This is a genomic window from Comamonas sp. JNW (genome assembly GCF_003105075.1).
Lineage (GTDB): Bacteria > Pseudomonadota > Gammaproteobacteria > Burkholderiales > Burkholderiaceae_C > Comamonas > Comamonas squillarum.
Genome location: NZ_QETI01000001.1, coordinates 296,578 through 319,738 on the forward strand (window position 1 = coordinate 296,578; position 23,161 = coordinate 319,738).

Annotated in this window: 17 protein-coding genes; 11 read left to right on the plus strand and 6 right to left on the minus strand. The window is 64.0% G+C overall.

Going from position 1 to position 23,161, the window contains the following annotated elements:
• The first annotated feature begins 203 nt into the window (after positions 1-203).
• Positions 204-2,060 (plus strand): AMP-binding protein, encoded by a 1,857-nt coding sequence (locus DCO45_RS01390; protein ID WP_116924152.1) that lies wholly within the window; start codon positions 204-206, stop codon positions 2,058-2,060.
• Between the two features lie 113 nt (positions 2,061-2,173).
• On the opposite strand, the gene DCO45_RS01395 is transcribed toward DCO45_RS01390, so the two are convergent.
• Positions 2,174-3,211, minus strand: coding sequence for a TRAP transporter substrate-binding protein (locus DCO45_RS01395; protein WP_116924153.1), 1,038 nt, complete (start codon positions 3,209-3,211; stop codon positions 2,174-2,176).
• A 508-nt stretch (positions 3,212-3,719) separates the two neighbouring features.
• Positions 3,720-4,883, minus strand: a complete 1,164-nt coding sequence (locus DCO45_RS01400; protein ID WP_116924154.1) for a saccharopine dehydrogenase C-terminal domain-containing protein — start codon at positions 4,881-4,883, stop codon at positions 3,720-3,722.
• Between the two features lie 250 nt (positions 4,884-5,133).
• Between DCO45_RS01400 and DCO45_RS01405 the strand changes: the two genes are divergently transcribed.
• Both DCO45_RS01405 and DCO45_RS01410 read left to right on the plus strand, forming a co-directional pair.
• The gene (locus tag DCO45_RS01405; protein ID WP_116924155.1) at positions 5,134-5,493 is read left to right on the plus strand and encodes a hypothetical protein; all 360 of its coding nucleotides are present in this window, start codon (positions 5,134-5,136) and stop codon (positions 5,491-5,493) included.
• A gap of 272 nt (positions 5,494-5,765) precedes the next feature.
• Positions 5,766-8,207, plus strand: coding sequence for a membrane-bound PQQ-dependent dehydrogenase, glucose/quinate/shikimate family (locus tag DCO45_RS01410; RefSeq protein ID WP_116924156.1), 2,442 nt, complete (start codon positions 5,766-5,768; stop codon positions 8,205-8,207).
• A 218-nt stretch (positions 8,208-8,425) separates the two neighbouring features.
• Here DCO45_RS01410 and DCO45_RS01415 read toward each other — a convergent pair whose 3' ends face one another.
• Positions 8,426-8,848 carry an acyl-CoA thioesterase gene (locus DCO45_RS01415; protein ID WP_116924157.1) on the minus strand — a complete coding sequence of 141 codons (423 nt, stop codon included), beginning with the start codon at positions 8,846-8,848 and terminating at the stop codon, positions 8,426-8,428.
• 244 nt (positions 8,849-9,092) lie between these two features.
• On the opposite strand from DCO45_RS01415, the gene DCO45_RS01420 reads away from it, so the two are divergent.
• The 5 genes from DCO45_RS01420 (at position 9,093) to DCO45_RS01445 (ending at position 14,823) form a co-directional block, all read left to right on the plus strand.
• Complete coding sequence (locus DCO45_RS01420; protein WP_116924158.1) at positions 9,093-10,799, plus strand: electron transfer flavoprotein-ubiquinone oxidoreductase; 1,707 nt, start codon at positions 9,093-9,095, stop codon at positions 10,797-10,799.
• A 265-nt stretch (positions 10,800-11,064) separates the two neighbouring features.
• The gene (locus tag DCO45_RS01430; protein WP_165841092.1) at positions 11,065-11,691 is read left to right on the plus strand and encodes a lipocalin family protein; all 627 of its coding nucleotides are present in this window, start codon (positions 11,065-11,067) and stop codon (positions 11,689-11,691) included.
• Between the two features lie 354 nt (positions 11,692-12,045).
• Positions 12,046-13,014, plus strand: coding sequence for an ABC transporter substrate-binding protein (locus tag DCO45_RS01435; RefSeq protein WP_116924161.1), 969 nt, complete (start codon positions 12,046-12,048; stop codon positions 13,012-13,014).
• A gap of 116 nt (positions 13,015-13,130) precedes the next feature.
• Positions 13,131-14,015: an ABC transporter permease gene (locus tag DCO45_RS01440; RefSeq protein WP_021025995.1), complete on the plus strand. Its 885-nt coding sequence runs from the start codon at positions 13,131-13,133 to the stop codon at positions 14,013-14,015.
• Between the two features lie 13 nt (positions 14,016-14,028).
• A complete protein-coding gene (locus tag DCO45_RS01445) occupies positions 14,029-14,823 on the plus strand; it encodes an ABC transporter ATP-binding protein (RefSeq protein ID WP_116924162.1) in 795 nt (264 codons plus the stop codon).
• A 65-nt stretch (positions 14,824-14,888) separates the two neighbouring features.
• Here DCO45_RS01445 and DCO45_RS01450 read toward each other — a convergent pair whose 3' ends face one another.
• Entirely contained in the window at positions 14,889-16,343 is a 1,455-nt protein-coding gene (locus tag DCO45_RS01450; protein WP_116924163.1) for an MFS transporter, read from the minus strand.
• A gap of 88 nt (positions 16,344-16,431) precedes the next feature.
• Here DCO45_RS01450 and DCO45_RS01455 point away from each other — a divergent pair, with 88 nt between their 5' ends.
• Entirely contained in the window at positions 16,432-17,070 is a 639-nt protein-coding gene (locus DCO45_RS01455; RefSeq protein WP_116924164.1) for a MarR family transcriptional regulator, read from the plus strand.
• A gap of 28 nt (positions 17,071-17,098) precedes the next feature.
• Here DCO45_RS01455 and DCO45_RS01460 read toward each other — a convergent pair whose 3' ends face one another.
• Positions 17,099-18,574: an MFS transporter gene (locus tag DCO45_RS01460; protein WP_207788034.1), complete on the minus strand. Its 1,476-nt coding sequence runs from the start codon at positions 18,572-18,574 to the stop codon at positions 17,099-17,101.
• Positions 18,575-18,761: 187 nt separating this feature from the next.
• Between DCO45_RS01460 and DCO45_RS01465 the strand changes: the two genes are divergently transcribed.
• Both DCO45_RS01465 and wrbA read left to right on the plus strand, forming a co-directional pair.
• Positions 18,762-19,652 carry a LysR family transcriptional regulator gene (locus DCO45_RS01465; protein ID WP_116924165.1) on the plus strand — a complete coding sequence of 297 codons (891 nt, stop codon included), beginning with the start codon at positions 18,762-18,764 and terminating at the stop codon, positions 19,650-19,652.
• A 209-nt stretch (positions 19,653-19,861) separates the two neighbouring features.
• On the plus strand, positions 19,862-20,461 hold the full coding sequence (wrbA, locus tag DCO45_RS01470; RefSeq protein WP_116924166.1) for an NAD(P)H:quinone oxidoreductase: 600 nt from the start codon (positions 19,862-19,864) through the stop codon (positions 20,459-20,461).
• A gap of 127 nt (positions 20,462-20,588) precedes the next feature.
• Here wrbA and ppsA read toward each other — a convergent pair whose 3' ends face one another.
• Positions 20,589-22,982 (minus strand): phosphoenolpyruvate synthase, encoded by a 2,394-nt coding sequence (gene ppsA, locus DCO45_RS01475; protein WP_116924167.1) that lies wholly within the window; start codon positions 22,980-22,982, stop codon positions 20,589-20,591.
• Positions 22,983-23,161 lie beyond the last annotated feature (179 nt).

The window sequence follows — 23,161 nt, forward strand, 5'->3', positions numbered from 1 at the left end:
CTGCACGCGATAGAAGTATCAAATATTGATACCCCTGAGGTATAAAAATCGCATACGCATCCAAATTTCAGCGTCTGCCGCCGCGCGCTGCAGACAATCGCCTCGTTGCAAATCGCAGCAAGCCCGCAGGCCATCCGGCCCGCAAATGGCCCAAACCACGGCGCGCCAATGCGATGATGACACCCGAGGAGAACGACAGAGATATGAACGCCCAACTTCCAGCGCCGCTGGCCCCTGAGCTTAGCGCCCTGACCACCCTGCCCGCGCTGTTTGCCTACCGCTGCAACCACAGCCCTGAGCGCGAAGCCTACCGCTGGTTTGATAGCGCAACGGATGCCTGGCAATCGTTCAGCTGGGCCGATATGCAGGCCCAGGTCGCACGCTGGGGCCAGGCGCTGCAAGGCCTGCAGCTGGCGCGAGGCGCACGCATTGCCACCTTGCTGACGCACAGCGTGCACGCCATCTGTATCGACCAGGCCGGCATGGCCCAGGCCTGCGCCACCGTGCCGCTGCATGCCAATGACAACCCCGGCAATATCGCCTTTATCCTGGCCGATGCGGCCGCCTCGCTGCTGCTCATCAACCGCCTGGAGACCTGGGAGCAGATCGTGGCGACTGGCACGCCGCTGCCCGCGCTGCGCTGCGTGGTGATCGATGACCCGCAGCAAGCAGCGATCCCGGTATTGGCCAGCAGCGAAGGTCTGCCGCGCCTGGTCCGTCTGCAGGACTGGCTGGCCGAGGCCGATGGCAACAGCACCCCATCACAGACCCACCAGGCGCCAGAAGCGCAGGATATGGCCGCCATCGTCTACACCAGCGGCACCACCGGCAAGCCCAAGGGCGTGATGCTGAGCCACCACAATGTGCTGAGCGACGTCAAGGCGGTGCTCGGCCGTGTCGTGCCAACGCAGGACGATGTCTTTCTGTCCTTTCTGCCGGTATCGCACACCTTTGAGCGCAGCTGCGGCTACTACCTGCCGATGGCAGTCGCCAGCACGGTGGTCTATGCCCGCTCGGTCGCGCTGCTGGCCGAGGACATGCTCAGCATCCGCCCCACCATCCTGGTGTCCGTGCCCCGCATCTACGAGCGCATCTACGCCAAGATCCAGGAAAAGCTCACCAGGTCGGCCCTCAAGCGCGCGCTCTTTGCCGCAGCCGTCTCCAAAGGCTGGGCGCGCCACTGCCAGGCCCATGGCCTGGCCAATACCGATGCACCGCAAGGCGGCTGGGCGCGCTGGCTGCCCTGGTCGCTGCTGCAGAAAAAAGTGGCCCAGCCCATTTTGGATTTGTTTGGCGGCCGGCTGCGCATTGCCGTGACCGGCGGCGCGGCCATTCCCTCGGTGGTGTCGCACAGCTTTCTGGGCCTGGGCCTGAATGTGCTGCAGGGCTTTGGCATGACCGAGACTTCGCCGGTGCTGACCGCCAACTCGCTGCAGCACAACGACCCATCCACGGTGGGCAAGCCCCTCGATGGCATGGAAGTGCGCATTGGCGAGAACAAGGAACTGCAGGCACGCGGCCCCAATATCATGATGGGTTACTGGGGCCGCCCGGAAGACACGCGCCAGGCCTTTACTGACGACGGCTGGCTGCGCACCGGCGACCAGGCCGAGCTGGTAGGTGGCGAAGTGCGCATCGTGGGCCGCATCAAGGAGATCATCGTCACCGCCACCGGCGAGAAGGTGCCGCCCTCGGATATCGAGCAGGCGCTCTGCGCCGATCCGCTGTTCGAGCAAAGCTTTGTCGTCGGTGAGCACCAGCCCTTTATCGCCTGCGTCACCGTCGTCAACCGCGAAGAATGGAAGCAGCTGGCCACCAGCCTGGGTCTGGACCCGGACAACAGCGTCAGCCTGCAGGCCAGCGCCGTGCGCAAGATCGCGCTGGAGCGCATCGCCGCGCAGTGCCAGGGCCTTGCCAAGTATGCGGTGCCGCGCGCCGTCTACCTGGTCACCGAACCCTGGACCATCGACAACGGCTTGATGACGCCTACGCTCAAGCTGCGCCGCCCGCAGCTCATGCAGAAGTTCGCCACCGAGATTGCGCATATCTACGCCAAGTAAATCGCAGCGCCAGCATGCAAAAACCGCCGCTGCCCTTGACAGGCGCATCGGCGGTTTTTTGATCTCTGGTGCACCGGGGCAGGCATGCAGGCCCGCAGGCACATGCCAAGGGTTTACTTCTTGGGGAAGTAGTAGTTCAGCAAGGCGGCAGCACCATCGACACCGGCCTTGGACGACCACTCGCGGGCGAACTTCTCGCCCATCAAGTCCAGCGCACGGCGCAGCTCGTAGGACGGCTGGCTGATCTTGGTGCCATGCTCGACCAGCACCTTCTGCGCGGCATCGTCGGCATCCTTGGCCAACTGCCAGCCGCGCGCCTCGGCCTGCTTGGCGGCAGTGTCCAGCGCCGTCTTGGCGCCGTCGGTCAGGCCCGACCAGCTCTTCTCGCTCATCAGGATCAGGTTCTTCGGAATCCAGGCGCGCATGTCGATGAAGATGCCCATCGCGTTCCAGGACTGGCTGTCCACGCCGGTGGTGCTCGATGTCAGCATCACATCAACCTTGCCCGCCTGGATAGCCTTGGCCAGGTCATTGGCCGGGGTGTCGACCGGGGTCGCACCGGCGACCTCGGCAATGTACTTGGAGGCGACGTTGTTGACGCGGAATTTCTGGCCCTTGACGTCGTCGAGCTTGTTCACCGCCGTGCGCGAGAACAGGCCCTGACCCGGCCAAGGTGCGGTGTAGAGCAGGCGAATGCCTTGCTTTTTCAGCAGCGCCTCGATCGGCTCGCGCGTGGCCGCCCACAGGCGCTTGGCATCGTCAAAGCTGCGCACGATAAAGGGCAGCGAGTCGATGGCAAAGGCGGGGTACTGGTCGCTGAAGTTCGACATGAAGATCTCGCCGATCGCCAGATCACCCTTGCTGAGCGCAGGCATGACCTGGTTCATCGGCATCAGCTTGGCATTGGAGACCACCTCGATCTGCAGACCACCCTGGCTCAGGCCATTGGCTTCACGCGCAAACTGCGTCAGATTGCGGGTGTGGAACAGCGTGTCGGTATAGGCGCCGGCGCACTTGAGCGGCGTCGCTGCCGCGCTGGCGATATGCGGCAGCGACAAGACCATTCCCGAGCCTGCCGCCAGGCCCATGCGGGCCAGCACTTTGCGCCGGGACGGACTGGCAAGCGTTTCGTTGGAGTTGTGATCTGCCATATGACGATTCCTTGGTATCTGAGCCAGGCATTCCCATTCCCCAGGGTACTGCAGGCCGCATGTGTACTGAAAAGCCCCACAAAGAGCAAAACGCTGCACGCAGCCGCATGACAAACCATGCGGCGCTTTCAGCAACCGTGCCATTCGATTTATTTGGTCACTAACGTCACAACTTGTGTGAGGAGCCGACGCAATCTATCTTGGCTTGCGCAACAAAGCAATCGCTATCGATCACCGCAGAGACATTGCTTGATACAAGTCATCTATCGCGCAGTACAGAAGTGGGCGATGACTAGCATTTAGTCACAGCACATACTTTCTGAAACTACAAAAATAATAGCTGCTTTCGTCCCCTTGCAGCGACGAAAGCAGCCATTTTTTAGCGGATAGATGTATGCACCCCACACCGGAGAGCGCCCGGTCGCCGGGCCTGTCGCCAGGCCTTTGCGCAGGAGTTGGCAGCCGCTCGCCGGGCGAGCTGCGAGGGGCGCGGCCCTGCCCTCAGTGCTCAGGCTGCCAGCGATGCATTCAGATCCTGCACGCGGTAGTACTGGCCAAAGCGGTTGGCCATGAAGTCCGCCAGCTCGATCGACTCTTGCGCGATAAAGCCCTTTTGCGGCAGCACACCGCTGGCCACCAGGTCCAGCGCGCAGCAGATGCCAGCAGCGGTGGTCAGCTGGATGGCAGTGAGTGCATGGCCAGCGACGGTGGTGCCCACGATTCGGGCCGAGTAGGACTCCTGCATCAGGCGCTCACCCTTGTAGCCGGTGGCGCTGGCAAAGACCACGATCACATCCTGGCGCGTGGCGGCAATGGCGTTGTCGAAGATCTCGTTGAGCAGCTCGCGCTTGTCACGCAGCTTGAGCTCGTTGAGCAAGATCTTCAAGATGGCGCAGTGGCCGGGGTAGCGGATGGACTTGTAGTCCACATTGCGCGCCTTGCCCGCCCAGGTCTCTGTCAAGGTGCCCAGACCGCCGCTGGTGTTGAAGGCCTCGTACTCGATGCCGTCCAGCGCAAAGGTCTCCAGACCTTCGAGCGCATGCACCGTCAGCGGCTGGCCATCCACCAGCGCTTCGCAGGGGTTGATGTACTCGTTGATCAGGCCTTCGGTGCTCCAGGTCAGGTTGTAGCGCAGGCTGCCCTGCGGGTAGCGCGGCAGCGCACCCACGCGCATCTTGAGGTCGTGCAAGGTGTCGAAATGCTTGGCCACGTCGTTGCCGACAATGCCGATAAAGCCGGGAGCCAGGCCGCACTGGGGCATCAGCACGCTGCCGGCCTTGGCGGCGATTTTGCGGATTGCGTGGGTGGACTGCACATCCTCGGTCAAATCGAAGTAATGCACGCCATGGGCGGCAGCGATGCCGGCCACCTCGGTGGCCATGTGGAAAGGCAGCGCATTGAGCACGGCAAACTGACCCTGCACCGCAGGCAACAGGTCACCACCCTTGCCGATATGCACGGTCTCCAGGCCCAGCGCCGCAGCGGCCTTGAGCTGCGCCTTGGACTGGTCGGCAATGCGCAGCTGGTAGCCGCCGGCGGCCTGCAGCAGCACGGCCATCGCAAAGCCGATTTTGCCGGCACCCAAAATCGTGACTTTCTTGTCGCCGGCACCGGCCTTGGCGGCGCTGGAGGAGGAGGTTTGGGCGGTCTTTTTGCTGGATTTGTCGCTCATGTCAGGCTCTCTGATCAGGGTGGATGATGGACAAATGTTACAATCAAGCATTGTCAAAATGAATATATTAAAGCGTCATATTATTCCTTTTAGCTAGTCATTTAGTCATAAATTACATATCTATTGACGAAATATATGGTTTACCCTAGGTTCAAGCCCGCTATATCCAGGGCCTCGCCAAGGCAGGCACAATGGGCGGCCTGCGCCTGCGCGCGCTCTACGCTCCTTCCTGCTGTTTTCTCCTCACACCATGGCCGATTCCGCATCCAACAAATTTCTTCGTTTTCTGCTGGCACGCGACATCCTCAAAGGCAAGTCGCGCGAAGATTTGTTGGCCAAACTCGACGCGGCGGGCTTTAGCGGCGAGCACGCCGAGCTGTTCATTGCGCAGGCCGAGAAACGGGTGCTGGCACGCAACCGGCGTTGCGCGGTGATTTCGGCCGTGGTCGTGGCTGTGCTGCTGGGCCGGGTCATCTGGGGGCCCTATGCCCACAACCCCGACATGCAGCTGCTGCTGGGCGTGATGGCGGCCATCTTTGCAGCAGCGGGCTTTTATTTCTGGTTTATCGCGCGCTGGCAGGCGCCGCTGCCCAAGGCCGACGCTTCTTGAGCCTAATCGGGCCGACCGGATACCGGTCGCTGGGTCACACCACGCTGCACTGGTGTTTGCTTGCAAGTGCTGGGACTTAGCTCGCCGGCAAAAATTGCACCTACCGCCCTCCCCGGCTTTGCTCCGCGCCGATAATGCGCTGTCGCGGACATGACATAGATCAAGCCGCGCCTCTCTCCAGCCCATGCGATGGGCCTGCGAGGCTTTGCGGCCCAGGCCCGCCATCCGCCTACCCACGGCGATGCGGCGATTCGCATAACCTAATAGTGACAATGGATAAACATAACAAGCGACCCAGCCTGGCTTCCAAGGCCTGGCTGCTTTTCCTGGGCCTGTGCCTGCTGGCCTCAGGCCTGTTCTTTGCTATCTATGGCTACCAGTTGGTGGCACTGCAGGGTAGTTGGTACTTTTTGATCAGCGGTATTGCACTGATCCTCTCGGGCCTGCTGATTGCCGCTGCGCGCCCTGGCGGCGCCTGGCTCTATGCGCTGACCTTGCTGGCCACCGCCGTCTGGGCGCTGGCCGATGTGGGCCTGGATTTCTGGCCCCTGGTCTCGCGCCTGCTGCTGCTCGCCGGTATCGGCATTCTGGTGGCACTGTCCTTCCCGCTGCTGCGCCGCGCGCGCGGCCAGGCGCCTGGCAAGTCTGGCTCCACCGTGGTCGCAGGCCTGCTGCTGCTGACCTGCCTCGCTACCGTGGGCGGCATGTTCCTGCCCCACGCCTCGGTGTCGGCCAAATCGGATGCGACCGTGCTCCAACCGGTGGCCAAGGGCCAGGCAGCTGCCGACTGGGCGCACTATGGCAGCACGCCAGGGGGCACCCGCTTTGCGGCGCTGGACCAGATCACGCGCAGCAATGTCAAGGATCTGCAAGAGGCCTGGCGCTACCAGACCGGCGATGTGCCGGTGAGCCCTGGCGGCGGCGGCGCTGAAGACCAGCTGACCCCGCTGCAGATTGGCAACCAGGTCTTTGTCTGCACCCCGCACAACAATGTGATTGCGCTGGACGCCACCACCGGCAAAGAGCTATGGAAGACCGAGATCAATGCCAAGCAGAAAAAGTGGATGCGCTGCCGTGGCCTGGCCTATTTTGATGCGGCCCAGCCGCTCGGCCAGCCCAGCATGGCCGGCGCAACGCCAGTGCAGGCCGTGAGTGTGGCGCCCGGCGCCGCTTGCCAGCGCCGCATTCTGATGAACAGCGTCGCGCCCGAGCTGATCGCGCTTGACGCCGACACCGGCGCCTTCTGCGAAGACTTTGGCACCCATGGCCGCGTGGACCTGCGCAACGGCATGGGCAAGGGCGCCGACAAGGGCGAGTACTACCCCACCTCCGCCCCGACCCTGGCGGGCACCACCATCGTGATTGGTGGCCGCGTGGCCGACAACGTCAGCACCGACATGCCTGGTGGCGTGGTGCGTGGCTTTGACGTGGTGACGGGCGCGCTGCGCTGGGCCTTTGACCCGGGCAACCCCGAGGACCAGGCCGCCCCTGCCGACGGCAAGACCTATGTGCGCTCGACCCCCAATGTCTGGGCACCGATGTCCTACGACCCGCAGTCCAACACCGTGTTCATGCCCGTGGGCAGCGCAGCAGTCGACCTCTGGGGTGTGAAGCACACCGCGCTGGACCGCAAGTACGGCGCATCGATGCTGGCCGTCGATGCCAGCACCGGCAAGGAAAAATGGGTCTACCAGACCGTGCACGATGACCTCTGGGACTTCGATGTGCCGATGCAGCCCTCGTTTGTGGACTTCCCCGGTGCTGGCGGCAAGACCACGCCCGCGCTGGTGTTCGGCACCAAGGCCGGCCAGATCTTTGTGCTGGACCGCGCGACCGGCCAACCCCTGACCGCCGTTGAAGAGCGCCGCGTGCCCGCTGGCAAGATCGACGGCGAGACCTACTCGCCCACGCAGCCCTTCTCGGTGGGCATGCCCAATATCGGTGCCGATGACATGCGCGAATCCGACATGTGGGGTGCGACCCCGTTTGACCAGCTGCTATGCCGCCTGAAGTTCAAGTCCAAGCGCTACACCGGCCTGTTCACGCCACCGGGCACCGATGCCTCGCTGAACCTGCCCGGCTCGCTGGGCGGCATGAACTGGGGGGGCATCTCGGTCGACCCGACCAACAACTACCTGTTCATCAATGACATGCGCGTGGGCCTGGAAGTGCAGCTGATCAAGGCCGACCCGGCCGACGCCGGCGCCAAGTCCGACGGCAACGAGGCCGCTGCGATCACCAAGCCGGTGCCGCTCGATGGCACGCCCTACGCGATCAACGCCAAGGTGCGCTTCATGTCGCCGCTGGAGATCCCTTGCCAGAAGCCGCCTTTTGGCACGCTGACCGCCGTGGACCTCAAGACCCAGCAGATCGCCTGGCAAGTGCCGGTGGGCACCGTCAAGGACACGGGGCCTTTTGGCATCAAGATGGGCCTGCCCATCCCCATTGGCATGCCCACCATCGGTGGCACCATGGCCACGCAAGGCGGCCTGGTCTTTATCGCTGCCACGCAGGATTACTACCTGCGCGCCTATGAAACCGGCACCGGCCAGGAAGTGTGGAAAGCACGCCTGCCCGTGGGCAGCCAGGGCACGCCCATCAGCTACCAGTCGCCGGTGACGGGCCAGCAGTTTGTGCTGGTCTCGGCCGGTGGCGCACGCAACTCGCCCGACCGAGGCGACTATGTGATCGCCTACGCGCTGCCGCGCCACTGATCTGCGCTGACCCGCGCGGATTCGCCCTGAGGTGTTCAGCCCGGTGCAAGACTTCCCGCCAGGGAAGGCTTTCACCGGGCTTTTTCATGTCTGCGCGCGATGCATCGCATGACGCCAGGTACCGGCCAACCCCAAAACTGCCACAGGTTTTGATTTGCTATACATTGCATAGCAACATTGCATCGCAAATCAACAAACCGCAGCAAAATCCGGTGTTATCAGCCTTCCACCATGCCGCGCATCCAGCCGGGCAGATCCACCGCCTTCTGGCGCGCAAAATCCACCCACAGCACGGTGGCACCACCGCTGGCGTAGACCTCGCCGGGCGCATCCTGCCTTTCGATGTGGTACCAGGTCTCAAAGGCGGTGCGCGCCGCATCGCTGACATACATCTTGACGACGAGCTGGGCCGGGTACTCGATCTGCCGCAGGTAGTTGCAAAAGCAGTTGACGACCACCGGGCCCTGCCCCTCGCCATGGGGCGTGTCGCGCGAAGAGCGCAGCCACTCCACGCGCGCGCTTTCCATGTAGCGAAAATACACGGTGTTGTTGACATGGCCCAGACTGTCCATATCCCCCCAGCGAACGTCCATCACCGAGTCATGAACCCAGCGTTTGTGGTCAGGCAGCAAGATTTTCATAGACTGTCATCTTACGGTGAGGTGGCAGGCGTCCGCGCCCCAGCCTTGTCGCCGACTTTCACAGGCACAAAGCCCCTGTCTCAGAAATCAGAGCGGAGAAGCGCCCAAATCTAGGGCTAACCCTAGGATCAGGGCGGTTACCGCACTGCAACATCCTCATAAAATCCATGGCACTGCATGCAACTCAGGCTCAGATCTGCCGCATGCCTGCCACCCGCTTGAAAAGAATTTGTACGGAGCCCCGATGACCAACGAAGAAATACTGGCCCAATATGGCCCCCGCGAGTCGATGGAGTACGACGTCGTCATCGTCGGCGGCGGCCCAGGCGGCCTGGCCACAGCCATCCGTTTGAAGCAGCTGGCAGCGGAAAAAGGCAGCGATGTCTCCGTCGTCGTGCTGGAAAAAGGTTCGGAGCCTGGCGCGCACACCTTGTCGGGCGCCATCATGGATCCGCGCGCGCTGACCGAGCTGATCCCCGACTGGAAAGCCAAGGGCGCGCCTTTGACCCAGCCGGTGACCGAAGACGCGATGATTTTCCTCAGCGAAAAATCCGGTCTGCGCACCCCCAACTGGCTGCTGCCCCCTTGCTTTCACAACGAAGGCAACTACATCGTGCAGCTGGGCTTTGTCGTCAAATGGCTGGCCGAGCAGGCCGAGGCCTTGGGCGTCGAGATTTTCCCCGGCTTTGCCGCCGCTGAAGTGGTCTATAACGACGACGGCTCGGTCAAGGGTGTGGCCACCGGCAACATGGGCGTCGGCAAGAACGGCGAGCCCACCGGCGAGTTCCAGCTGGGCATGGAGCTGCATGGCAAATACACCATCTTTGCCGAAGGCTCGCGCGGCAACCTGGGCAAGCAACTGATCGCCAAGTTCAAGCTCGACGAAGGCAAGGACCCGCAGACCTATGGCCTGGGCGTCAAGGAATTGTGGGAGATCGATCCCCAGCGCCACCAGCCCGGCTTTGTGATGCACACCGCCGGCTGGCCGATGAACAACGACACCTATGGTGGCGCCTTCCTCTACCACCTGGACGACAACAAGGTCACCTTGGGCTTCATCACCGGTCTGGATTATTCTAACCCCTACCTGTCTCCGTTCGAGGAGATGCAGCGCTGGAAGACCCATCCCAACATCCGCTACTACCTCGAAGGCGACGAGTCCAAGGGCATCAAGCCGGCCAAGCGCATTGGCTATGGCGCGCGTGCCATCACCGCCGGCGGCCTGATGAGCCTGCCCAAGACCGTGTTCCCCGGTGGCGCGCTGGTGGGCTGCGATGCCGGTTTCCTGAACGTCAGCCGCATCAAGGGCAGCCACGCCGCGATCAAGACCGGCATGCTGGCCGCAGAAGCGGCCTTTGAGGCGATTGCCGCGGGCCGCCAGGGCGATGAGCTGAGCGCCTACCCTGCCGCTTTTGAAAAGAGCTGGCTGTACGACGAGCTCAACAAGAGCCGCAACTTCAAGAGCTGGTTCAAGAAGGGCCTGGTCACCGCCTCCATCATGAATGGCCTCGAGCAGTTTGTGCTGCGTGGCAACATGCCCTGGACCCTGCACCGCGACAAGCCCGACCACGCCTACCTCAAGCCCGCGTCGGAATGCAAGCCCATCGTCTACCCCAAACCCGATGGCAAGCTGACCTTTGACCGGCTCTCGAGCGTCTTCATCAGCGGCACCAACCACGCCGAGGACCAGCCCGCCCACCTGACCTTGAAAGATGCCAGCGTGCCGGTGCAGATCAACCTGGCCCAGTACGCCGGCCCCGAGCAGCGCTACTGCCCGGCAGGGGTCTATGAGTTCGTGGCAGATGAAAGCCAGGGCGGCAACGCCCAGCGCCTGCAGATCAATGCGCAAAACTGCGTGCACTGCAAGACCTGCGACATCAAGGACCCGACCCAGAACATTGTCTGGGTCACGCCCGAAGGCGGCGGCGGCCCCAACTACACGGGCATGTAAACACCGCCGTTAGCACTCCTTCTTGCGGGTTTCCATGGCAGGGCAAACACGGGCCGGCCCGCGATCGATTGCCGAATTTGGCCGACAAGCGCGCCCTGACGGGCGTGCAGACAATGGTCCTATGTTTGTCTGGTCACGCTTCCCACGCCTTTCAGTTCAACCCAGCCCCTGCCAGGGCCGGGTGCCGGCGGGCAATGCTCGGACCCATCCTTGGCTCCAGCTGGTAAGCGCACTGCTGGCCGGCGTGCTCTGGGCCGGTGGCAGCATGGCCGCCCCCGCGGCGGATGCGGCGCCCGCTGCATCCAGCAAACGCGCCAAGCGCCCCCCTCCCGCTGCGGCACCCAAGGCTGCCGCGCCATCGCATGCTGCGGCGGTGGCCCCTGCCCCTGCCCCCCTGGTATCGGCTGCCAACCTCGATCTGGAGCGCTTCATGGGCCTGTGGTACAAGGTCGCCAAGGTCGAGGAGCCGCAGGACGCGCTGCGCACCCGGGAGCGCTATGAGTTTCTGCAGCGCTACGACGGTGGCGTGCGGGTGATCGCGACCTCGTACGATCCCCTGTCCAACCGCTGGGACCGCCGGCAGGATTACATGGCGCCGGTCGATGCCAAGGGCGCGGCGCTGAGCAGCCATTACCAGTTGCCGATACCCGTGCATTTCAGCATCAGCCGCTTTGGGCCCTTTGGTGTCAGCTACTACGTCGTGGCGCTCGACCCTTACTACCAATGGGCGATGGTGGCCGGACCCGGCCCCAAATCCTTTTCGATCTTGAGCCGCCGCAGTGAGCTCGAGCCGGAGATGCGCACGTCGCTCGAGCAGCTGGCGACGCGCCAAAACCTGCTCAAGGCCGCCTTGCAGTGGGCCGGCCCCGATCAGGAATCTGCGCCTCGGTGATTACCCGCAGTGCGCGAAATCGCCGCATGCTGGCTTTGCGGCAGGCCAAATTCCACGCACAGTTTTATTGCCACGGCGCTGCATATTTCTCAGCCAAACACATTTTTATTGATCAAAAATACTATTTTGAGAAATATTACTGTGAGCACATGGCCACTTGCGCAAGCCAGCACAGCTTTTCAGGCAGGGCTGCAACTAGGGCAATCCCATAGATCACAAATGTGTCATCCCATGGGTGCTGGAGTGTAGACTGCTGCTACCTGTTTGCCACCTGTTGTTACTGGGGCAGATGAAGTGGTAGTGGCTCTGGGGCACTACCGCAGGCTATTCAACAAACCTGGCGGAGATATACGCATGAAGAAATTGGCTTGGGCCCCCTTGGGCGCAGTGGCACTGGCAATCGCGGCCATCGCGCCCGCACAGGCAGCAGACCAGAAATCTGTAGCTGTGACGGCCATCGTGGAGCACCCTGCGCTGGACGCAGTGCGCGACGGCGTCAAGGCGGCACTCAAGGCCGAGGGCTTTGAAGAAGGCAAGAACCTCAAGTGGCAGTACCAAAGCGCCCAGGGCAATCCTGGCACCGCCGCGCAGATCGCCCGCAAGTTTGTCGGTGACAAGCCCGATGCCATCGTGGCCATCGCAACGCCTTCGGCACAAGCCGTGGTGGCTGCCACCAAGACCGTGCCCGTGGTGTTCTCCGCGGTGACCGACCCCGTGGCCGCCAAGCTGGTGCCCAGCTGGGAGCCATCGAAGAACAACGTGACCGGTGTCTCCGACCTGCTGGCGCTGGACAAGCAGATGGAACTGCTCAAGAAAGTGGTGCCCAACGCCAAGCGCGTGGGCATGGTCTACAACCCCGGTGAGGCCAACTCTGCCGTGGTGGTCAAGGAACTCAAGGAGCTGCTGCCCAAGATGGGCATGACCTTGGTCGAAGCCGCAGCGCCCCGCTCCGTCGATGTCTCCAGCGCAGCGCGCTCGCTGGTGGGCAAGGCCGATGTGATCTACACCAACACCGACAACAACGTGGTGTCGTCCTATGAAGCGCTGGTCAAGGTCGGCCAGGACTCCAAGCTGCCGCTGGTCGCCTCGGACACCGATTCCGTCGCCCGTGGCGCCGTAGCAGCCCTGGGTATCAACTACCGCGATCTGGGCGAGCAGACCGGCCGCATGGTGGCCCGCATCCTCAAGGGTGAAAAGCCCGGCGACATCAAGACCGAAGTCTCGAGCAAGATGGAGCTGCATGTGAACCCCGGTGCCGCCGAAAAGCAAGGCATCAAGCTGTCCGACGAGCTGGTCAAGTCGGCTGCCAAAGTCATTCAGTGATGGATGCCGCCTCACCTGTGGCTGTGCAACCCGCACAGCGCAGGGGGTGACAAGACGCAGCCCCGCCAGAAGCGGGGCTTGTTTGTTATCCGGACTAGCTCTGATAAGAAAACTCCATGACCTTATTTTCATTTTTGGGAGCCATCGAGATCGGCCTGATCTTTGCGCTGGTCGCGCTCGGTGTGTTCATCTCCTTTCGCCTGCTGCGCTTTCCTGACCTGACGGTCGATGGCAGCTTTCCCTTGGGCGCCGCCGTCTGCGCGGTGATGATCACCGGCGGCTACAGCCCCTTTCTGGCCACCATCGGTGCCACCTTGGCTGGTGCGGTCGCTGGCCTGATCACCGGCTGGCTCAACGTCAAGCTCAAGATCATGGACCTGCTCGCCTCGATCCTGATGATGATCGCGCTGTACTCCATCAACCTGCGCATCATGGGTGGCCCCAATGTGCCGCTGATCAACGACCCCACGCTCTTCAACCAGCTGCAACCGGCCGGCATTGAAGACTATGTGTTCCGTCCGCTGCTGATGTGCGCGATTGTGGTGCTCGCCAAGCTGGCGATGGACTGGTTCTTCCTGACTGAGCGGGGCCTGGCCATTCGTGCCACCGGCACCAATGCCCGCATGGCCCGCGCGCAAGGCGTCAACACCGGCGGCATGATCTTGCTGGGCATGGCGGTCTCCAACGGCCTGGTCGGCCTGGCCGGCGCGCTGTTTGCGCAGACCCAGGGCGGCGCCGACAGCTCGATGGGCATCGGCACCATCGTGATCGGTCTGGCAGCAGTGATCGTGGGCGAGTCCATCCTGCCTTCGCGCAAGCTGATTTGGGCCACCTTGGCCGTGGTCCTCGGCGCCATCGTCTACCGCTTCTTCATTGCGCTGGCGCTCAACAGCGACTTCATCGGCCTCAAGGCCCAGGATCTGAACCTGGTCACCGCCTTGCTGGTCACGATCGCGCTGGTCATCCCCCAGCTCAAACGTCGTTTTGCGAAAAAGCACTGACAAGGAGAGAGACATGCTGAGCGCAAAAGACCTCAAGATCACCTTCAACCCCGGCACCCCGATCGAAACCCGCGCGCTGCGCGGCATGGCGCTGGATATTCCCGCCGGCCAGTTCGTCACCGTCATCGGCTCCAACGGCGCGGGCAAATCGACCTTTTTGAACGCCATCTCCGGCGACCTGATGGTCGACTCGGGCAGCATCGTCATTGACGGCGAAGACATGACGCGCAAGCCCGTCTGGGACCGCGCGCACAAGGTGGCCCGCGTGTTCCAGGACCCGATGGCCGGCACCTGCGAAGACCTGTCGATCGAAGAGAACATGGCCCTGGCGCATGAGCGCGGCAACTTTCGCGGCCTGTCCAAGGCCGTCAAGCAAGCCAACCGTGCGCTCTACCGCGAAAAGCTCGCCACCCTGGGCCTGGGCCTGGAAAACCGTTTGACCGACCGCATCGGCCTGCTCTCGGGAGGCCAGCGCCAGGCCGTAAGCCTGCTGATGGCAGCGCTCCAGCCTTCGCGCATTTTGCTGCTCGACGAGCACACCGCTGCGCTCGATCCGCGCACCGCCGACTTTGTGCTCAAACTCACCGCCCGCATCGTCGAAGAAGGCCAACTGACCACGATGATGGTCACCCACAGCATGCGCCAGGCGCTCGATGTGGGCGACCGCACCGTGATGCTGCACCAGGGCCAGGTGGTGCTCGATGTCAGCGGCGAGGAACGCGCCAAGATGGACGTGCCCGATCTGCTGCAGATGTTCGAGAAGGTGCGCGGCGAAAAACTCGCCGATGATGCGCTGCTGCTGGGCTAAACAGCCGCTCCTGCACCGCCACAACAGCGGAGACCACGCAGGTGGCTCCGCTGTTTTTTTATGCCTCAGAGCGCTGCAGCACGGCGCAAAAATCGCCGCAGCGACCAGGCCGCTAATGCAGGGAACAGCGCAAACACGGCAAACAACCAGAGCGCCGAGCGGCCCAGCGCTGCCGGGTCGCCCAGCGCGGTCAACCCCAGCGCATTGGCCACCAGGCCCACCAGCGCCGCACCGACCGCCATGCCATAGAGCTGCACCGTCGTGATGCCCGATGCGGCGCTGTCGGCCTCCTGGGCACTGGCGCTGTGCATGATGGCATTGAGCACATGGGGCCAGGCCATGCCCACCCCCAGACCGAGCACAGCCAGCGCCAGGCCGCAGACCACCAGCGCCGCCATCCCCTGCCAGGGCATGGTCAGCGCCAAGGCCACCAGGGCCAACGTGCACAGCACCGGGCCGATCAGCATCAGTGCCCTGCCGGCCCGGCCACTTTTGCCCGAGAACAACACCGACGCCACCGACCAGCCGCCGGCGAGCAAAGCCGTCACATAGCCCGCCGTCAACGGTTGCAAGCCATGCAAGTGCTGCAGCAGATAGGGCACAAACACCTCGGTCATCGTGCCCACCAGCAGCAGGGCGACGGCGGCGTACAGCATGCCCAGCGGCTGGCCGAGCGCCGTGCTGCCCTGGGGCAGCAGGCGGCGGCTGGCGCGGCGCTCATGCCAGATCGCGGCCGCACCGGCCAGCAAGCCTGCCGCGCCCAGCAGCCATTGCCAGAGCGGTGCAGTCACCACACTGGCCGCCGCCACCAACAGCACCGACAGCGCCAGCAGCACAATCTGCAGCCCGGCAATGCGGCCGTCCTGCGCGGGTGTGCTGCGCAGCAGGCGCTGCGGGGCCAGTTGGCGCTGCACCAGCAGCATTTGCAGCACCAGCAAGGGCAACAAGGCGCCAAAGGCCAGGCGCCATTGGCCAGCCTGGGCAAACAGGCCGCCCACGGCTGGGCCGCTGAGCGTCGCCACACCCCACATGGCCGAGATCAGCCCAATCGCGCGCGGCCACAGCGCGGGCGGAAACACCAGCCGGATCAAGGTATAGCTCAGCGCCCCCACCGCGCCGCCCCCCAGGCCCTGCACCGCGCGGCCCAGCAGCAGCATCGGCATGGATGGCGCCGTTGCACACAGCAAGCTGCCCAGGCCAAACACCAGCAGGCCTGCCAGCATGGCGCCGCGTGCGCCCCAGCGGGCCAGCATGCGCACCGCCAGTGCCGCGCCAATGATCGAGGCCACAACAAACAAGGTGGTGCTCCAGGCATACCAGGCCAGGCCGCCAATCTCCTGCACCACCGAGGGCAGGATGGTGGTGACGATATGCACATTGATCGCATGCATGGCGACTGCGCCCGTCAGCGCCAGCGCCTTGAGGCCATGGGGCCGGCCCAGCAGCTGGGCCCAGCCGGCAGGCGCTTCGGGCACGGGCGCGGCGCCTGTGGTGAGGGGTGATGAAGTTGAGGATGCCATGCCATTCCTGGTTGTGAAATAATGCAAGTATTGTCTTTGATAATTCCCCGCTCTCAGCAATAAAACAAGCTATGACTTGTATAAATAAATGCCATCGCTCCCCATCGACCCCTCGTCTACCATGCGCATGCTCGAAGCCTTGAAGCGCCAGGCCCCGGCCAGCACCGCCGACTTGGCGCGCACGCTGCAGATGACGGCCGAGGCCGCCCGCCAGCAGGTCAACAAGCTGGCTGACCAAGGCCTCGTGCAGGCCGATCTGCAAAAACCGGCGGGCGCGGGCCGGCCGCGCCAGTTGTGGACCTTGACGGCAGCGGGCCAGCGTTACTTCCCCGATGCCCATGCCCAGCTGACGGTGCAACTCATTGGCGCCATCGAAAAGCTCTTTGGCCAGCAGGGCATGGACGGCCTGATCAGCGAGCGCGAAGCGCAATCACGCAGCCGCTACCGCCAGGCCTGCACCGCCCCCGGCCTGCCTGAGCGCCTGGCCCAGTTGGCCGAGGTCCGCACCCAGGAGGGCTATATGGCCCATGTCGAGCCCCACCCGCAAGGCTGGCTGCTGGTGGAGCACCACTGCCCCATCTGCGCTGCGGCACAGAGCTGCCGGGGCTTTTGCCGTTCGGAGCAGGCGCTGTTCCAGGAGGTGGTCGCAGGCTTGGCTACGTTGGAGCGCAGCGAATACCTGCTCGACGGCGGCCAGCGCTGCGTCTACCTGGTGCAGCCGCTGTAAGGCCGCCGCCTGACGCAGCGCAGCTGGCTCAGGCGCAAGCCGCTGCTTCGCCATCCTCCTGGGATGCACTGCGGGACTGGGTCTGCGGCTTGGCCATGCGCAGACATACCAGCCAGGCCAGCAAGGCCAGGCCCGCGGCACCCCAGAGCGCATGCTGCAGGCCCCGGGCATTGGCCTGGCGGATGGTCTCAGCGCCAGCCCCTTCCAGCCCAGCCAGCGGCGCGGCCGCCAGCATCACTAGCAGCGCCAGGCCCAGCGCCGCGCCCACCTGCTGCGCGGTGGCAGCCACACCGGACGCCACGCCTTGGCGCGCCGGCGCAATACCCTGGCCCACGAGCACCCACATGCCGGTCCAGCTCGCACCCTGGCCCAGGCTCATCACCACAAAGCCGGGTACCAGCCAGGCATAGTTGCCGGCCAGCGGCAGCACCGCAGCTATCCAGACCATGCCCAGCACACCGGCGGCCCAGCCCCGCAGCAGCACGCTGCGGGTGCCCTGCTGCGCCAGGCCGCGCTCGGCCAGGCGTATGCCCCAGGTGCACACCGCCGTCGGCAGCACAAAGGCCAGGCCGGCCTGCAGCGGGCTCCAGCCCAGCACCTGCTGAAAATACAGACCCAGAAAGTAATACTGCACGCCGTAGCTGCTCATGAACAGCATGGCCAGCAGCATGCTGGTCTGCAAGCTGCCCACCCGCAGCATGGCCAGCGGCATCAGGGGCGCCGCCACCCGCGCTTCGGTGCGCCAGAATAGACCGAGCGCGGCCAGCGCCAGCAGCAGCAGGCCCAGTGTGCGCCCGTCAGCCCAGCCCCATTGCGGGCCCTGCACCAGCAGCGCCACCCAGGCGCTGGCACCGACGGTCACGCTGATGCAGCCCAGCAGGTCAAAGCGGCGCTGTGCAGCCGGCACTGCTGGCATCGCAGGCAGGTAGCGGCCAGCGGCGAGCGCGCAGGGCCAGGCAATCGGCACCAGCACCCAGAGCACCCAGTTCCAGCCCAGGGTCTGGGTCAGCAGGCCACCCAGCAAGGCGCCAGCCGCCAGCCCGCCGGCACTGGCCATGCTCCACACGGCCAGCGCACGGTTGCGCGCAGCGCCTGCGGCATACAAGGTATTGATCATCGACAAGGTAGCTGGGAACAGCAGCGCCGCTGCCACCCCCTGCCCGGCACGCGCCGCCACCAACTGCCAGGGCAGATGCGCAAAGCCGCCAGCCAAGGAGGCCAGGCCAAACAGCGCCATCGCTGCCACATACATGCGGCGCTGGCCCAGCAGATCAGCGCAGCGCCCGCCCAGCAGCAGGCAGCCGCCAAAGGTCACGCTGTAGCCGCTGATGACCCATTGCAGGTGGCGGGCATCGAGCTGCAGCTGCTGGCCCATGGCATCCAGCGCGACAAAGACAATCGTCGCGTCGAGCGCAATCAGCAGTTGCGCAAACGACAGCAAGGCCAGCGCGGCGCGCGGATGGCGCAGCAAAGCAGGCTGGCGCAGGGGTTCTTCAAGGGTCACGTCATCACTCCGACAAGGGAAAAAGCATGCGGCGCGGTCTGCGCGCAGAAAACCTGCAGCACTGGGTGCCTGCAGGCGGGTGATGACCGGTCATGGCGCCATGGTATTTAAATCAATAACGAAGATAAATAGCAAAAATATCTTTTACTTATGCAAAAATGAATCAATACCTTTGCCGGAGCCATCCATGGATTTGAACGCGGTACAGATGCTGATCAAGGTGGCCGAGCACAAGAGCTTTACCCAGGCCGCGCACAGCCTGGGCACCACGCAGTCGCGCATCTCCCGCGCCATTGCGCAGCTGGAGGCCGACCTGGGCACGCGCCTGCTGCACCGCAATACCCGCAATGTGTCGCTGACCCCCGATGGCTGCCTGCTGGTCGACCGCAGTGCCGCGCTGATCGCCGGGCTGGACGATGCCAAGCAGCAGCTGCTGGACCGGCGCTGCGAGCCCACCGGTGTGCTGCGCATGACGGCGCCTTCGGTGCTCGGCCGCATGGTGCTGACACCCTTGCTGGGCCAGCTGCTGCAGCAGCACCCGGGCCTGCAGATCGAGGCCAGCTTCACCGACCGCCTGGTGGACATGGTGGACGAGGGTTTTGACGCTGCGGTGCGAATCGGCCCCTTGCTCGACAGCCGGATGATCGGCCGGCCGCTGCCGCCGCTGCACTGGGTGACGGTCGCCTCACCGGCCTATACCGCCCGCCACGGCCGGCCGCAAAACCTGCAAGAGCTGGCCACGCACCGCTGCCTGTCGGTCTACAACCACTACCGGGGTTTTGCCGTTCCCTGGCAGTTTCGCCACCCCGACGGCAGCACCATCGACTGGCCCGCGCCCCACGCGATCAGGTTCGACAGTGGTGACCCGTTGATCGAAGGCGCGATTGCCGGCCTGGGCGTGGCCCAGGTGATGGGGTTTGCGGTGCGCGATGCGCTGGCCGATGGCCGGCTGGAGCGGCTGCTGCCCGCGCTGGAAGGCCGCAGCCGCGCGCTCTCCGTGGTCTACCCGCGCACGCGCCATGCCTCACCCAAGGTGCAGGCGCTGTGCCAGCTGCTCTTGGCGCGCAGCGCCTGGTGATCGCACCAGCCCAGGAAGGCTCTGGCGCGCCATGCCGGCTGGCGGCGATTGTTCAAATCCATGCAACGCTGCGTTCAAACCCGGGGCACCCCAAACAGGCGCAGACGCCCTACAGTAGATCCAGGCGCCAAGAACGGATCGCATACCGGTTCTGGAGACGCTCCCACCGCTGTAGCGGTCCCTCTTCATCGACAAAGGAAATATTCACCATGGCTAAAGTTCTGGTTCTCTACCATTCCATGTACGGTCACATCGAGACCATGGCCGGCAAGATCGCCGAAGGCGCACGCAGTGTCGCCGGCACCGAGGTGGTCATCAAGCGCGTACCCGAGACCATGCCGCAAGAGGCTTTCCAGGCCGCTGGCGGCAAGGTGGACCAGGCAGCCGCTGTGGCCACGCCAGCCGAGCTCGCAGAGTACGACGCCATCATCTTTGGCACCCCCACCCGTTTTGGCAATATGAGCGGCCAGATGCGCAGCTTCCTCGACCAGACTGGGGGCCTGTGGGCCAAGGGCGCGCTGTCGGGCAAGGTCGGCAGCGTGTTCACGTCGACGGGCACCTTGGGCGGCCAGGAAACCACCGTGACCTCGTTCTGGAACACCCTGGCCCACCACGGCATGGTGATCGTGCCCGCCGGTTTTGGCCTGCCTTCGCAGTTTGACCTGTCGCAGGCCAAGGGCGGCTCGCCCTACGGCGCAGCCACCCTGGCCGGTGCCGATGGCTCGCGCCAGCCCTCCGCCCCCGAGCTGGAACTGGCCTTTGCCCAGGGCGCCAAGGTTGCTGCACTTGCTGCCAAGCTGAGCGCATGAACCGCTGCCGGCCCGCCCGGCGGCAACCGTCCTAGAACGTAAAAAAGCCAGTCAGATGTTCTGACTGGCTTTTCCGCTTTTATGCCTTGGGGCGTCTGCCACCGGAGTGGCGGCAGGGCAATGCCGCTTACTTGGCGGCCAGGCGCTGCCAGGTGTCGATCACACTGTCGGGGTTCAGCGAGATCGAGGCAATGCCCTTGTCCGCCAGCCACTGCGCAAAGTCCGGATGGTCCGAAGGGCCCTGGCCGCAGATACCGACGTACTTGTTCTGGGCCAGGCAGGCCGTGATGGCGCATTCGAGCATCTTCTTGACGGCAGGGTCGCGCTCGTCAAAGTCGGCAGCCAGCAGCTCCAGACCGGAGTCACGGTCCAGGCCCAGCGTCAGCTGGGTCAGGTCGTTCGAGCCGATCGAGAAGCCATCGAAGTACTCCAGGAACTCATCGGCCAGGATGGCGTTCGACGGCACTTCGCACATCATGATGACTTCCAGGCCGTTCTCGCCGCGCTGGAGGCCATTGGCCGCCAGCAGCTCGGTCACGCGCTTGGCCTGGTCCAGGGTGCGCACGAAGGGGATCATGATCTTGACATTGGTCAGGCCCATGTCGTTACGCACGCGCTTGAGCGCTTCGCACTCCATCTTGAAGGCTTCGCCAAAATCCTTGGAGATGTAGCGCGCCGCACCCCGGAAGCCCAGCATCGGGTTTTCTTCATCGGGCTCGTAGCGGCTGCCGCCGATCAGCTTGCGGTACTCGTTGGACTTGAAGTCCGACATGCGCACGATGACGGGCTTGGGGTAGAAAGCCGCCGCAATCGTGGCCACACCTTCGGTGATCTTGTCGACGTAGAAAGCGCGCGGCGAGGCATGGCCCCGGGCGACGGATTCGACGGCCTTCTTCAGATCGGCATCGACGGCGGGGTAGTCCAGGATGGCCTTGGGGTGCACGCCGATGTTGTTGTTGATGATGAATTCCAGACGTGCCAGACCCACGCCATCGTTGGGCAGTTGGGCAAAATCAAAGGCCAGCTGGGGGTTGCCCACGTTCATCATGATCTTGGTCTTGATGGGTGGCATCTCGCCGCGCTTGACCTCGGTGATCTCGGTTTCCAGCAGACCGTCATAGATGCGGCCGGTGTCGCCTTCTGCGCAGCTCACCGTCACCAGGGTGCCGTTCTTGAGTAGCTCGGTGGCATTGCCGCAGCCCACGACGGCAGGGATGCCCAGCTCGCGCGCAATGATCGCGGCGTGGCAGGTACGGCCACCGCGGTTGGTGACGATGGCAGCTGCCTTCTTCATCACCGGCTCCCAATTCGGGTCGGTCATGTCGGTCACCAGCACATCGCCGGCTTCAACCTGGTCCATCTGCGAGATGTCGGAGACCAGGCGCACGCGGCCGGTGCCGATCTTCTGGCCAATCGCGCGGCCTTCGGCCAGCACGGTGCCGCTGCCCTTGAGCTTGTAGCGCTGCTCGGCCTGGCCCTTGGACTGGCTCTTCACCGTCTCAGGGCGTGCCTGCAGGATGTAGAGCTTGCCGTCGGTGCCGTCCTTGCCCCACTCGATATCCATCGGGCGGCCATAGTGCTTCTCGATCACCAGCGCGTACTGCGCCAGCTCTTGCACTTCGGCATCGGTGAGCGAATAGCGGTTGCGCAGCTCGGGGCTCACATCGGTGGTGGCCACCAGCTTGCCCGATGCCGCCTTTTCTTCGGGCGTGGCAAATACCATCTGCACCAGCTTGGAGCCCAGGTTGCGGCGGATCAGGGCCTGCTTGCCCGCTTCGAGCATGGGCTTGTGCACATAGAACTCGTCCGGGTTCACGGCGCCTTGCACCACGGTCTCGCCCAGGCCGTAGCTGGAGGTGATGAAGACCACCTGGTCAAAGCCCGACTCGGTGTCGATGGTGAACATCACGCCAGCAGCGCCTTTATCCGAGCGCACCATGCGCTGCACACCGGCCGACAGCGCCACCACGTCGTGGGCAAAGCCCTTGTGCACGCGGTAGGAAATGGCGCGGTCGTTGTAGAGCGAGGCAAACACCTCCTTCATCTTGTGCAGCACATCGTCGATGCCCACCACGTTCAGGAAGGTTTCTTGCTGGCCAGCGAACGAAGCGTCGGGCAGGTCTTCTGCGGTGGCCGACGAGCGCACGGCAAAGGAGGCCTCGGTATTGCCCGCTTGCAAGGTTACAAAGGCCTCGGCAATGGCTTGTTGCAAATCGAGCGGGAAAGGCTGGGCCTCGACCATGGCACGGATCTCGGCGCCGACCTGAGCCAGCGCGCGCACATCGTCCACATCCAGCGCCGCGAGCTTGGCGCTGATCTTGTCAGCCAGGCCTTCGTGGGCCAGGAACTCGCGAAACGCATGGGCCGTCGTGGCAAAGCCGGTCGGCACGCGCACGCCTTGCGGCAGTTGCGAGATCATTTCGCCGAGCGAGGCGTTCTTGCCGCCTACGACCTCGACGTCGGTCATTCTCAGGTTCTCAAACGGTACGACCAGGGCGGTCGCGCTGTAGAGGTTGGACATGGTGAAGCTCCGGAAGTTAAAAACTGGCTCGGGCGCCCATGGCCGCAGTGGGGGCAATGGCACGCACGCATAGACTCCTGCCGGGCCGCTGCGGGCTCGGACATCTGGCTTTGTATTTGTACTGGTAGGCCGGAGTACATGCGGGAAATGTGAATAATGGGCGTCATTGTAGGCGTGCT